The organism is Lentzea sp. CA-135723 (genome assembly GCF_050936595.1).
In the GTDB taxonomy this organism is placed as follows: Bacteria; Actinomycetota; Actinomycetes; order Mycobacteriales; family Pseudonocardiaceae; genus Lentzea.
The window spans coordinates 2,186,160-2,201,077 of record NZ_JBNJMK010000001.1; the positions used below are offsets into that span (position 1 = coordinate 2,186,160).

Here is a 14,918-nt window from a genome sequence, read left to right on the forward strand (position 1 = left end):
TCACGTCAGCTCCTGGTCGAGCAGGTCGAAGAGTTCGTCGTCGCTGGCCGCGTCGAGGTCCGCGTCGGACTCCGGCGCCGCCAGTCCGGCGAGCACGGCTTGCAGCCGTTCGGTGATTCGTGCGCGGGCGGTCTCGTCCTTGCCGAGCTCGATCAGCTCGGCCGCGAGCCGGTCCAGGTCGCCGAGTGCCAGTGGCGCCCCGGCGGGTGTGTCGGGTTTGACCTCGTCGCGCAGCTGGTCGACCAGCGCCGCCGGGGTCGGGTAGTCGAACACCAGCGTGGCGGGCAGTTTCAGGCCCGTGGCGGCGTTCAGGCTGTTGCGCAGCTCGACCGCGCTGAGCGAGTCGAAGCCGAGGTCCTGGAACGCGCGGTGCTCGTCGACCGCGTCCGGACCGGCCAGGCCCAGCGCCTTGGCGACGTGCGAGCGCACGACGTCGAGCAGCAGCTGGTCGCGGTCGCCGTCGGACAGACCGGCGATCCGCTTGCTGAGCGGTTCCTCGGCCGCCGCGGCCTCCGCGCGCCGCGCCTTGCCGCGGACCAGTCCGCTGAGCAGGGCGGGCACCCGGTCGCCGATGCCGGAGGTGTCGAGGTGCATCGGCACGACCGCGGCGTCCGCTCCGGCGAGCGCGGTGTCGAAGAGCGCCACACCCTCCTCTTCGGACAGTGCGGTGCCGAGCCTGGCGGAGTCGGCGGTCATGCCGCCGGTGTCCTCCCAGAGGCCCCAGCCGAGCGACAGAGCGGGCTTGCCCTGGTCGAGACGGTGCTGGGCGAGTGCGTCGAGGAACGAGTTCGCGGCGGCGTAGTTGGCCTGGCCCGGGTTGCCGAACGTGCCGGCGGCGGACGAGAACAGGACGAACGCGTCCAGGTCGCCGGTCAGCTCGTGCAGGTTCCAGGCCGCGTCCACCTTGGGCCGCAGCACCTTCTCCAGCCGTTCCGGGGTGAGCGAGGTCAGCACGCCGTCGTCGAGCACACCGGCGGCGTGCACCACGGCGGTGACCGGGTGCTCGGACAGCAGTGCTGCCAACGCTTCCCGGTCGGCCACGTCGCACGCGGCGATCTCGACCGTCGCACCCAGGGCGCGCAGCTCGTCGCGCAACTCGGGCGCACCGGGCGCGTCCAGACCGCGCCTGCTGGTGAGCAGGAGGCCGTCGACGCCGTACTCGGTGATCAGGTGCTTGGCGAACAACGCGCCGAGCGCGCCCGTCGCACCGGTCAGCAGCACCGTGCCGCCCTCGCGGAACTCCGGCTTCGCGCCCTCGGCGGCCCGCACCCGTGCCAGCCTCGGCACGTGCAGCGCGCCCTCGCGGATCGCGATCCGCGGCTCACCGGTGGCGAGCGCGGCGGCCAGTGCGCGCGGCGAGTCCTCGTGGTCGTCCAGTTCCACCTGCACGAACCGGTCCGGGTTCTCGGCCTGCGCCGAGCGGATCAGACCGTGCACGGCCGCACCTGCGATGTCGCCCTTCGTCACCACGACCAGTCGAGCGTCACGGTCCTGGGCGATCCAGTCCTGAGCGAGGCCGAGGATCCGTTCGACACCGGCCCGTGTGGCGTCCGCGTACCCGTCGCCGACGGCCAGGTCCGCCACCGCGGAGACGAGCACCGCGTCCGCCTCGCCGATCTCGGCGAGGGTGGCGTGCACCGGGAGGTCCAGCGCGTGGCCGAGCTTCAGGTCGTCCGGGCCGAGCACCGCCCAGGTGGCCGCGGAGGCGGCCGGGCTGGTGGTCGGCGTCCAGTCGACCCGGTAGAGCGAGCGGGTGAAGCCGCCGCCGAGCTGGTCGGTCGCGAGCGGCCGCAGCACCAGCGACTCGACCGAGGCGACCGGCGCGCCGGTCGGGTCCGCGATCTCCAGCGTCACCGAGTCCGCGCCGGACTTGGCCATCCGGATCCGCAGCGCCGAGGCGCCGACCGCGTGCACCCGGACGCCGCTCCAGGCGAACGGGAGCCGTGCCTGGCCGGTGTTCTCGAAGAACTCACCGAGGCCGACGGCGTGCAGCGACGCGTCGAGCAGAGCCGGGTGCAGCCCGAACGCCTCGGTGTCCTCGGCGTCGATGCTGATCTCGGCGAACACCTCGTCGTCACGGCGCCAGGCGGCCTTGAGGCCCTGGAACGCCGGGCCGTACTCCAGGCCGATGGCGTCGAAGCCGTCGTAGAGACCGCCGACGTCGACCTGCATGGCGTCGAGCGGCGGCCACACGTCCAGTCCACCGGCCGGCAGGTCCCCCGCCACCGCCAGCACACCGGTGGCGTGCCGGGTCCACGGCTCGTCGTCGAGTCGCGAGTGGACGGTGACCGTGCGCCGGTCCTCGTGGTCGGGTCCGCCGACGAGCACCTGCACCTGGACGGTGCCGTGCTCGGGCAGGACGAGCGGCGCGGCGAGGGTGAGCTCCTCGAGCACCCCGCAGCCCGCTTCCTCGCCTGCCCGCAGCGCCATCTCGACGAACGCGGTGCCGGGCAGCAGGACCGTGCCGGAGACCGCGTGGTCGCCGAGCCACGGCAGGCTGCCCCGGCCGAGGGAGCCGGTGAAGAGGTGGCCGTCGGAGTCGGGCAGCCCGATTCCGGCGCCGAGCAACGGGTGCCCGGTCGCGGCGAGCCCCTGGCCGGCGGCGGACGAGCCGTCGTTCAGCCAGTAGCGCTCGTCGTCGAACGCGTAGGTCGGCAGGTCGACGCGCCGGGCGTCGGTGCCCGCGAAGAACGTCGTCCAGTCGATCTTCGCGCCCCGAACGTAGGCGGTGCCGAGCGCGTGGAACAGGGTCTGGACCTCGGCGCGGCCCTTGCGCAGCGACGGCACGAACACGGCCTCCGCGGCGCTCTCCGCGCCCATCGCGGTGAGCACGGCGTCCGGGCCGAGCTCCACGAACGTCCGCACGCCCTTGGCTTCGAGCGTCGTGACGGCCTCGGCGAACCGGACGGTGTCGCGCACGTGCCGCACCCAGTACTCCGGGTCCGTCACGTCGCCGAGCAACGCGATCTTGGGCTCGCTGAACGTCAGACCCGAGACCACGGCCCGGAAGTCGTCCAGCATCGGGTCCATCAACGGCGAGTGGAACGCGTGCGAAACACTGAGCCGCTTGGACTTCCGGTCCGGGAACTGCTCGACCACCTGCTGCACGGCGTCTTCCGCGCCGGCGAGGACGATCGCGCTGGGGCCGTTGATGGCCGCGATGGACACGGCGTCGGTCAGGTGACCGGCGACCTCGTCCTCGGTGGCCTGCAAAGCGACCATCGCGCCGCCGGTCGGCAGTGCCTGCATGAGGCGACCGCGAGCGCTGACCAGCTTGCCCGCGTCGGCCAGGGACAGCACCCCGGCGACGTGGGCGGCCGCGATCTCGCCGATGGAGTGGCCCGCCAGGAAGTCCGGCTTGACGCCCCAGTGCTCGAACAGCCGGTACAGCGCGACCTCGATGGCGAACAGCGCGGGCTGCGTCGTGCCGGTCTCGTTGAGCGCGTTGACGTCGATGCCGAAGACGACCTCCTGCACCGGCGCGTCCAGCTCGGCGCACGCGGCGTCGAAGGCCTCGGCGAACACCGGGAACCGGTCGTACAGGTCGCGGCCCATGCCGAGCCGCTGGCTGCCCTGGCCGGTGAACAGGAACGCGAGCTTGCCGTGGCCGGCCACACCGGTCAGCGTCACGTCGTCGAGCCCGCCGGGCCCGTCGGTGCCCGGCTGGACCACGAACGCGCGGTGCTCGAAGCTGGACCTGCTGGTGGCCAGCGAGTACGCGACGTCGAGCGTGCGCAGGTCACGGTCCCGCAGGTGCTGTCCGAGCCGCTCGACCTGGCCGCGCAACGACCCGGCGGTCCGCGCCGAGAGCATCCACGGCAGCTCGACGTCGGCGCCGGTCTCGACCGGCTCCTCGTCCGGTGCCTGCTCGATGATCGTGTGGGCGTTGGTGCCGCTGATGCCGAACGACGACACCGCGGCCCGGCGCGGCCGGTCGACCGACGGCCACGCGACCGGCTCGGTGAGCAGCTCGACCGCGCCCGCGGTCCAGTCGATGCGCGGCGAGGGCTCCCCGACGTGCAACGTCTTCGGCAGCACGCCGTGGCGCAGCGCCATGACCATCTTGATGATGCCCGCGACGCCCGCCGCGGCCTGGGTGTGGCCGAGGTTGGACTTGATCGAGCCGAGCAGCAGCGGCTGCTCGCGGTCCTGGCCGTAGGTGGCGAGCAGGGCCTGCGCCTCGATCGGGTCGCCCAGCGAGGTGCCAGTGCCGTGCGCCTCGACCGCGTCGACGTCCGAAGTGGACAGACCGGCGTTCGCGAGCGCCTGGCGGATCACGCGTTGCTGGGACGGGCCGTTGGGTGCGGTGAGGCCGTTGGAGGCGCCGTCCTGGTTGATCGCGCTGCCCCGCACGATGGCGAGCACCGGGTGGCCGTTGCGGCGGGCGTCGGAGAGGCGTTCGACGAGCAGCATGCCCGCGCCCTCGCCCCAGCCGGTGCCGTCCGCGTCGGCGGAGAACGCCTTGCAGCGGCCGTCGGCGGCGAGACCGCGCTGGCGGCTGAAGCCGATGAACGTGCCGGGCGTGGCCATGACGGTCACACCGCCGGCCAGCGCCAGCGTGCACTCACCGCTGCGCAACGCCTGCACGGCGAGGTGCAGGGCCACCAGCGAAGAGGAGCACGCGGTGTCGACCGTGACGGCCGGGCCCTCCAGGCCGAACGTGTAGGACACGCGGCCGGAGATGACGCTGCCCGAGCTGCCGGTGCCGAGGTAGCCCTCGATGCCGTCCGGCACGGACCGCAGCCGTGACGCGTAGTCGTGGTACATGACGCCGGCGAACACGCCGGTCCGGCTGCCGCGCAACGTGTGCGGGTCGATGCCAGCGCGTTCGAGGGCTTCCCAGGACGTCTGCAGCAGCAGGCGCTGCTGCGGGTCCATCGCCAGCGCCTCCTTCGGGTTGATGCCGAAGAACGCGGGGTCGAACTCGCTGGCGTTGTAGAGGAAGCCGCCCTCACGCGAGTACGAGGTGCCCTGGTGGCTCGGGTCCGGGTGGTACAGGTTCTCGATGTCCCAGCCGCGGTCGGTCGGGAAGCCGCCGATGGCGTCGCCGCCGTCCTCCAGCAGGCGCCACAGGTCCTCGGGGGACGTGACGCCGCCGGGGAAGCGGCAGCCGATGCCGACGATGGCGATCGGCTCGTCGTCCACGACGTCGACCGTCACCGGGCCGGTCACCTCGGTGGCCGCTCCGCCGAGCTCGGCACGCAGGTGCTCGACCAGCGCGAGAGGTGACGGGTAGTCGAAGACCAGCGTCGCGGGCAGCCGCAGGCCGGTGTCGGCCGCGATCCGGTTGCGCAGCTCGACCGCGGTGAGCGAGTCGAAGCCCAGCTCCCGGAACGACCGGACGGCGTCCACGTCGTCCGCGCCGCCGTAGCCGAGCACGTCGGCCGCTTGGCCGCGCACCAGGTCGAGCAGCACGGCGTCCTGCTCGGCGGCGCTGAGCCCGGCGAGCCGGTCGCGCAGCCCCGCGTCACCGGCCACCGCGGTGGCGGCCCTGCGGGTCGTGCGGACGAGCCCGCTGAGCAGCGGCGCGACGGCCGTGCCCTTGAGCGCGGCGACGTCGAGGCGCATCGGCACCACGACCGGGTTCCCGGTGGAAGGGGCCAGGTCGAACAACCGGACGCCCTCGTCCGCCGACAGCGTGGCCAGGCGGCTGAGGTGGGCGGCGGTCATGCCGCCGGTGTCCTCCCACAGGCCCCACGCGAGCGACAGCGCCGGAAGTCCCTGTGCCACGCGGTGTTGCGCGAGGGCGTCGAGGTAGGCGTTGGCGGCGGCGTAGTTGCCCTGGCCCGCGTTGCCGAACGTGCCCGCCGCCGAGGAGAAGACGACGAACGCGGACAGGTCGCGGGTCAGCTCGTGCAGGTTGCGCGCCGCGTCCACCTTGGGGCGCAACACGGTCTCGATCTGCTCCGGGGTCAGCGAGGCGATCGTGGCGTCGTCCAGCACACCGGCGGTGTGCACGACGGCGTTCACGACCCGGTCGTCCAGGAGGTTCTTCAGCGCGGCGAAGTCGGCGACGTCGCAGGCGACGATCTCGGCCGACGCGCCCAGCGCGACCAGGTCGTCGCGCAGCTCGGTGGCGCCGGGGGCGTCCGGGCCGCGCCGCGAGGTGAGCAGCAGGTCGCGCACGCCGTACTCGGTGACGAGGTGCTTCGCGAAGACCGCACCCAGCGCACCGGTGGCGCCGGTGACCAGCACCGTGCCGTCGAACGACAGCTTCGCGTCCACAGTGGATGAAGCACGCGCGAGCCTCGGGGCGAGCGCGACGCCTTGGCGCACCGCGATCTCGGGCTCACCGGTCGCCAGCGCGGCGGCGAGGTCGAGCGTGTCGTCGGTGTCCACCAGCACGAACCGGCCGGGGTTCTCGGACTGCGCCGACCGCACCAGGCCGCGCACGGCGGCACCGACCAGGTCGGTCACGTCGTCGCCGGGCTTGACCGCGACCGCCTCGCGGGTGACGAAGACCAGCCGCTCGGCGGGACGGTCCTCGGCGAGCCAGGCGCGCACCGACGCCAACGCCTGGTGCACCGCGGCGGACACGGACTCCTCGGCGATCTCCGCCTCGACCACGCCGATCTCGTCGGTGCCGGTGACCGGCACCCAGTCGATCTGGAAGAGCGAGCGGCTCACCGGCGGCGCGCCGACCTCGTCGGGCGAGAACGCCCGCAGCACCAGCGAGTCCACCGAGGCGACCGGCGCGCCGGTGCCGTCGGCGATCTCCAGCGCGAAGCCCTCGCCGGCCTTGGTGAGGCGCACGCGCAGGGCCGTGGCGCCTTCCGCGTGCAGGGCGACGCCCCGCCACGCGAACGGCAGCCGGGTCTCCCCCGCCGCCGCGCCCAGGGAGAGAGCGTGCAGCACCGAGTCGAACAACGCCGGGTGCAGACCGAACCGGTCGGCCGTGCCGTCCAGCGCGACCTCGGCGAAGATCTCGTCGCCCTGACGCCACGCGGCGCGCAGGCCCTGGAAGGCCGGGCCGTACTCCAGTCCGGCGGCCGCGAGACCGGGGTAGATCTCCTCCACCGCAACGGACTGCGCGGCGGGCGGCCACTGGGCGAGCGAGAAGCCCGCCCGCGGCGCCTGCGGCAGCAGCGATCCGGTGGCGTGCCGGGTCCACGGCTCGTCGCCCTCCGGCCGCGAGTGCACGGTCAGCGAACGGCGGCCGTCGTCGTCGGCCTCGCCGAGGGCCAGCCGCAGCTGGACCGGACCGTGCAGCGCGAGCGGCGCTTCCAGGGTCAGTTCCTCGACCAGGTCGCAGCCGACCTCCGCACCGGCGCGGAACGCCATCTCGGCGAACGCGGTGCCGGGCACCAGAACGGTGCCGGACACGACGTGGTCGGCGAGCCACGGGTGGGTCTCAACGGAGAGCCGGGCGGTGAACAGGTGGCCGTCGGGCAGGGACACCGCCGCACCCAGCAGCGGGTGGTCGGCGTCGCCGAGACCGACGGAGGTCACGTCGCCGAACGCCACCCCGGCCGTGGGCCAGAAGAGCTGGCGCTGGAACGCGTAGGTGGGCAGGTCGACCCTGCGGCCGCCGTCGAGCAGCTTCGCCCAGTCGACGTCCGCACCGGCCGCGTAGGCCTGGCCGACGGCCTGGAGCAGGGTGGTGACCTCGGGACGGTCCTTGCGCAGCACCGGGAACACCGGCACGTCGGCCATCGCGGCCAGCACGCCGTCCGGGCCGACCTCCACGAACGTCCCGGCGCCCGCCTCCTCCAGCGCCCGCATCGTGTCGGCGAACCGGACGGCGTCGCGCACGTGCCGCACCCAGTACTCCGGGTCGGAGACGCTGCCCTGCATCGGGATGCGGGGCTCGCTGAACGTCAGCTTCGCCACCACGGCCCGGAAGTCGTCCAGCATCGGGTCCATCAACGGCGAGTGGAACGCGTGCGACACGCTGAGCCGCTTGGACTTCCGGTCGGAGAACTGCGCGATCACCTGCTGGACCGCGTTCTCCTCCCCCGCCACGACGACGGAGTCGGGGCCGTTGATCGCGGCGATCGACACCAGGTCGGACAGGTGAGGCGTGACCTCGTCCTCGGTGGCCTGCAACGCCACCATCGCGCCACCGGCCGGCAGCGCCTGCATCAGCCGGCCACGAGCCTCGACCAGCACGGAGGCGTCTTCGAGCGAGAGGACGCCCGCGACGTGGGCCGCGGCGATCTCGCCGATCGAGTGGCCCGCCAGGAAGTCCGGGGTCATCCCCCAGTGCTCCAGCGTGCGGAACAGCGCGACCTCGATCGCGAACAGGGCGGGCTGCGTGACGGCGGTCTGGTCGAGCGCCTCGGCGTCGGTGCCGAACACGATGTCGCGCAACGGGAGGTCGAAGTGCGACCGCACCTCGTCGAAGGCCCTGGCGAACTCCGGCACCGCGTCGTACAGCTCGCGGCCCATGCCGAGCCGCTGGCTGCCCTGACCGGTGAACAGGAACGCCAGCTTGCCGCCGGCGGCCTCCGCGCGACCGACCGAGGCCAGGTCGCGCAGCACGTTCTCGCCGGAGACGACCACGGCCCGGTGTTCGTGAGCGGTGCGGGTGGTCAGCAGCGAGTGGCCGATGTCCAGCGGGTCCAGCTCCGGGTGCGCCTCGACGTGCGCGGCGAGCGCGAGCGCCTGACCGCGCAGGGCGGCGGGGGTCTTGCCGGAGAGCACCCACGGCCGCGGGAGCTCCTGGACCTCACGGGGTTCGGGGGCGTCCTCGGCCGGCGGCTGCTCGATGATCACGTGGGCGTTGGTGCCGCTGATGCCGAACGACGACACACCGGCACGACGAGCGCGGCCGGTCTCCGGCCACGGACGCGCGGCCGTGGTCAGCTCGACGGCGCCGGCGGTCCAGTCGACCTCGGGGGTCGGCACGTCGACGTGCAACGTCTTCGGCACGACACCGTGCCGCATCGCCTCGACGACCTTGATGATGCCCGCGACACCGGCCGCGGCCTGCGGGTGGCCCATGTTCGACTTGATCGAGCCGAGCAGCAGCGGGATGGAGCGGTCCTGGCCGTAGGTGGCCAGCAGGGCCTGGGCCTCGATCGGGTCGCCGAGCCTGGTGCCGGTGCCGTGGGCCTCGACCAGGTCGACGTCCTTAGTGGACAGTCGGGCGCTGGCCAGCGCCTGCTGGATCACGCGGCGCTGCGACGGGCCGTTGGGGGCGGTGAGGCCGTTGGACGCGCCGTCCTGGTTGACCGCGCTGCCCCGCACGATGGCGAGCACCGGGTGGCCGTTGCGGCGGGCGTCCGACAGCCGCTCGACGAGCAGCATGCCGGCGCCTTCACTCCAGCTCGTGCCGTCCGCGGCGCCCGCGAAGGACTTGGAACGGCCGTCCGGCGCGAGACCGCGCTGACGGGAGAAGCCGACGAACGTGGACGGGGTCGCCATCACGGTGACGCCACCGGCCAGGGCCAGCGAGCACTCGCCGTTGCGCAGCGCCTGCACGGCCAAGTGCAGTGCCACCAACGAAGACGAGCACGCGGTGTCGACCGTGACGGCCGGGCCTTCCAGCCCGAACGTGTAGGAGACGCGGCCGGACGCGAGGCTGCCGCCGGTGCCGAGGTAGCCCTCGACCTCCTCGACGCCGCGCTCCACCACCGACGAGTAGTCGTGGTACATGATCCCGGCGAACACACCGGTGCGGGTGCCGCGCACGGACGCGGGGTCGATGCCGCCGCGTTCGAAGGCCTCCCAGGTGGTCTCCAGCAGCAGCCGGTGCTGCGGGTCCAGCGCGAGGGCCTCGCGCGGGCTGATGCCGAAGAACGCGGGGTCGAACTCGGCGGCGTCGTGCAGGAAGCCGCCGTCGCGGACGTAGGACGTGCCGGGGTGGTCGGGGTCCTCGTTGTACAGGCCTTCGAGGTCCCAGCCGCGGTTGGCCGGGAAGCGCGTGATGGCGTCCGCGCCCTCGTCGACGAGGCGCCACAGGTCTTCCGGCGAGGAGATGCCGCCGGGGAACCGGCAGCTCATGCCGATGATGGCGATCGGCTCGTCGTTGGCGAGGACGACCGGCTCGGTCACCGTGGCGGTGGTCTCGGCGCCACCCAGTTCCTCGCGCAGGTGCTCGGCGAGCGCGAGCGGCGTCGGGTAGTCGAAGACCAGGGTGGCGGGCAGCCGCAGGCCGGTGTGGCCGTTGAGGCGGTTGCGCAGCTCGACCGCGGTGAGCGAGTCGAAGCCCAGCTCCTTGAACGCGAGCAACGGTTCCACGTCGTCACCGGAGCCGTAGCCGAGGACCTCGGCCACGTGGTGGCGGACGATGTCGATCAGCTCGGCGCGCGACAGCACGGCCTGGGCGGCGCTGGCGGCCGCGGTGCGGGCAGAGCGCTTCGCCGGGCGGACCAGCCCGCGCAGCAACGCGGACACGCCGTCGAGTCCACTCAGGACCTTGGTGTCGAGGTGCACGGGCACCTGGACCGGCAGGCCGGAGGTGAACGCGGCGTCGAACAACGCCAGGCCCTCGGACTCGGTCAGCGGACGTGCGCCCATGCGGGTCATCAGCTTGACCGTGGCGTCGTCGACGTCCATGCCGCCGACACCGGTCCACAGGCCCCAGGCGAGCGCCAGGCCGTGCTGACCGGTGGCCTGGCGGTGCCGGACCAGGTTGTCCAGCACCGAGTTGGCCGCGGCGTAGTTGGCCTGGCCGGCGTTGCCCAGCGCGCAGGCGGAGGAGGAGAACACCACGAACGCCTTGAGGTCCGCGGTCAGGTCGTGCAGGTTGATCGCGCCGTCGACCTTCGGCCGCAGCACGCGGGTGAGCTGCTCGGGGGTCAGCGACTCGACCACGCCGTCGTCCAGCACCCCGGCGGAGTGCACGACGGCGGTGACCGGGTGCTCGGCCAGCAGGGCGGCGAGCGCGTCGCGGTCCGCCGCGTCGCAGGCCGCGACCGCGACCGTGGCGCCGAGGTTCTCCAGGTCGGCGACCAGCTCGGCCGCGCCGGGCGACTCCGGGCCACGACGGGAGATCAGCAGCAGCTGCCGCACGCCGTACTCGGTGACGAGGTGCCGGGCGAACAACGCGCCGAGCCCGGTGGTGCCGCCGGTGATCAGGACGGTCCCGTCGAGCACGGGCGCGTCGGCGCGGACCTGCGGGCTGCGGGCGAGCCGGGCCGCGCGGACAGCGCCGTCGCGGAGCTGCAGCTGGGTCTCGTCGGCGAGCACTGCCGCCGGCAGGACCTGCTGGGAGGCCTCGGAACCGTCGCTCTCGACGAGCAGGAAGCGGTTCGGGTGCTCGCTCTGGGCGGAGCGGATCAGGCCGTGCACCGCGCTGCCGGGGCCGTCCTCGGCCAGGTCGCCGGTCAGGAAGGCCAGGCGGGCGGCGGCGAACCGGTCGTCCGCGAGCCACGCCTGGACCAGCCGCAGCGCGGCCTGCGCGGCGTCGTGGACCTCGTCGGCACGGAACCCGGTGGAGTGCAACGAGACCAGCACGACGTCGGGCACGGTGTCGATCGTCGCCAGGTCGACGTCCAGGCCGGCCTCGACGATGGTGGCCTGCGCGTCCCCGACCGCGATCGGCGACCAGCCGACGTGGAAGAGCGACTCGACGGAGGACTGGGCGAGCTGCCCGACCTCGCGCAGCACCAGCGATCCGATGGTGGCGACGGGGGCGCCGGTGCCGTCGGCGACGTGGATCTCGACGCCGGCCCCGCTGGGGACCAGCCGCACGCGCAGCTCGGTGGCACCGACGGCGTGCAGGGCGACGTTGCTCCACGAGAACGGGAGCTGGGCGGCGCCTTCGGTGACCAGTGCCAGCGGGTGCAGGGCCGCGTCCAGCAGGGCGGGGTGCAGGCCGAACGCCTCGATCTCGGCGTCGACGGAGATCTCGGCGAACAGCTCGTCCCCGCGCCGCCAGACCGCCTGAACGCCCTGGAACAGCGGGCCGTAGACCAGCCCGGCGTTCGCCAGGCCGTCGTAGAGCGCGTCGGTGGGGACCTGCTCGGCGGCGGGCGGCCACTCGGACAGGTCGTGGGCGGGGGCGAGCGCGGCCGGCAGCAACGTGCCGGTGGCGTGCCGGGTCCACGGCCCGTCGAGTCGCGAGTGGACGGTCAGCGAGCGGCGGCCGGCGCCGTCCGGGCCGCCGACGGCGACCTGGACCTGCACGATGCCGTGCTCCGGCACGACCAGGGGTGCTTCGAGGGTGAGCTCCTCCAGCAGGTCGCAGCCGACCTCGTCGCCGGCCCGGATCGCCAGCTCGACGAACGCGGTGCCGGGCAGCAGGACCACGCCCTGCACCGCGTGGTCGGCGAGCCACTCGTGGGTGTCCAGCGAGAGGTGGCCGCTCAGGACCAGGCCGTCCGAGTCGGCGAGCGACACCGCGGAGCCGAGCAGCGGGTGGATCGACGCGCCGAGGCGGACGCCCTGCACCTCGGCGAGCCAGTAGCGCTCGCGCTGGAACGCGTAGGTGGGCAGGTCGACCCGGTTGCCGCCGCCGAAGAACGCGGCCCAGTCGAGTGCGACGCCGCTGACGTGCAGGGCGCCGACCGCGGCCGCGACGGTGTCGGCCTCGGGGCGGTCCTTGCGCAGCAACGGGATGATCGGCACGTCGGCCATCGCGGCCAGCACGCCGTCCGGGCCGATCTCCAGGAACGTGCGGACGTGCCGCGACTCCAGCTCGGCCATCGTGTCGGCGAACCGGACGGTGTCGCGGACGTGGCGCACCCAGTACTCCGGGTCCGTGACGTCACCGAGCATCGCGATCTTCGGCGCGCTGAACGTCAGCTCCGACACGACAGCGCGGAAGTCGTCCAGCATCGGGTCCATCAACGGCGAGTGGAACGCGTGCGACACGCTGAGCCGCTTGGACTTCCGGTCCGGGAACTGCGCGATCACCTGCTGCACGGCGTCTTCGGCACCGGCGACGACCACGGACGACGGCCCGTTGATCGCGGCCAGCGACACCAGGTCGGTGAGGTGAGGCGTGACCTCGGCCTCGGTGGCCTGCAGTGCCACCATCGCCCCGCCCTCGGGCAGAGCCTGCATCAACCGCGCACGAGCACTGACCAGCGTCGCCGCGTCCTTCAGCGACAGCACGCCGGCCACGTGGGCGGCCGCGATCTCACCGATCGAGTGCCCTGCCAGGAAGTCCGGGCGGATGCCCCAGGACTCGACCAGGCGGTACAGCGCCACTTCCAGCGCGAAGATCGCGGGCTGCGTGAACTCGGTGCGGTCGAGCTGGTCGTCCCGCACGTCCACCAGCGCGGCGACCTCGTCGAAAGCCTGCGCGTACACGGGGAACGCGGCGTGCAGCTCGCGGCCCATCCCTGCGCGCTGGCTGCCCTGACCGGTGAACAGGAACGCGAGACCGGCCTCGGTCGCGACACCGCTGGACAGGTTGCCGAGCCCGCGCGTCACGTCGGCCAGGTCGCGGCCGACGATCGCGGCGCGGTGGCTGTGCGCGGTGCGGGTGGTGGCGAGCGACCAGGCGAGGTCGCGCGGGTTCAGCCCGGGGTTGGCCGTCAGGTGGTCGCGGAGCTTGGCGGCCTGCGCGCGCAGTGCCTGCTCGGACTTGCCGGACAGCACGAACGGCACGGTCGCCGGACCGGTGTGCTCACCGGGTTCCGCGGCGTCCGGCGCCTGCTCGATGATCGTGTGTGCGTTGGTGCCGCTGATGCCGAACGACGACACGCCCACGCGGCGCGGACGGTCGGAGGCGGGCCACTCGCGCGACTCGGTCAGCAGCCTGACGTTGCCTTCGGTCCAGTCGACCTGCGGCGTCGGCGTGTCGGCGTGCAGGGTCTTGGGCAGCACGCCGTGCCGCAGCGCCATGACCATCTTGATGACGCCCGCGACACCCGCGGCGGCCTGGGTGTGACCGACGTTGGACTTCAACGATCCCAGCCACAACGGCTCCGCGCGTTCCTGGCCGTAGGTGGCGAGCAGCGCCTGCGCCTCGATCGGGTCGCCCAGCCGGGTACCCGTGCCGTGCGCCTCGACCGCGTCGACGTCCGAAGTGGACAGACCGGCGGACGCGAGCGCCTGCCGGATGACCCGCTGCTGCGCGGGCCCGTTCGGGGCGGTCAGGCCGCTCGACGCGCCGTCCTGGTTGATCGCGCTGCCGCGCACCACGGCGAGCACGGGGTGGCCGTTGGCGACGGCGTCGGACAGCCGCTCCACCAGGAGCATGCCGGCGCCCTCGCCCCAGCCGGTGCCGTCCGCCTCGGCCGCGAACGCCTTGCAGCGCCCGTCTGCGGCCAGCGCGCCCTGACGGGCGAAGTCGATGAACGTGCCGGGCGTGGACATCACGGCCACACCGCCGGCCAGTGCCATGTCGCACTCGCCCAGCCGCAGGGCCTGCACGGCCCAGTGCAGTGCCACCAACGACGACGAGCACGCCGTGTCGATGGTGACGGCCGGACCTTCAAGTCCCAGCGTGTAAGCGATTCGACCGGTGGCGATGCTGCCCGCGCTGCCGTTGCCGAGGTACGCCTCGACGCCCTCCGGCGGCGCGATGTCCCGCATGACGTAGTCGTGGTACATCAGACCGGCGAACACGCCGGTCCGGCTGCCCCGCAACGTCGTGGGGTCGATGCCCGCGCGTTCGAAGGCCTCCCACGACGTCTCCAGCAGCAACCGCTGCTGCGGGTCCGTCCCGAGCGCCTCGCGCGGCGAGATCCCGAAGAAGGCAGGGTCGAACTCGCTGGCGCCGTCGAGGAACCCGCCCTCCAGCGGGATGTCCTCCACCTGCCAGCCGCGGTCGGCAGGGACGCCGGCGATCGCGTCGTGGCCGCCCGAAACGAGCTCCCACAGGTCCTCCGGGGTGGACACCCCACCCGGCAGGCGGCACGACATCGCCACGATCGCGATGGGTTCGGTCGCCTTGTCCTCGACGTCGCGCAGGCGCTTGCGCGCCTCGCGCAGGTCGGCGGTGGCCCGCTTCAGGTACTCGAGGTACTTGTCCTCAGTCGCCACGTGGTCATCTCCTCGGGGCAGCGGCGTCGGTCACGTGG

Annotated in this window: 1 protein-coding gene; it reads right to left on the bottom strand. The window is 73.3% G+C overall.

The window, feature by feature from the left end:
- A complete protein-coding gene (locus ACQEU1_RS09395) occupies positions 1–14,880 on the bottom strand; it encodes an SDR family NAD(P)-dependent oxidoreductase (RefSeq protein ID WP_433198374.1) in 14,880 nt (4,959 codons plus the stop codon).
- Between the last annotated feature and the right edge of the window lie 38 nt (positions 14,881–14,918).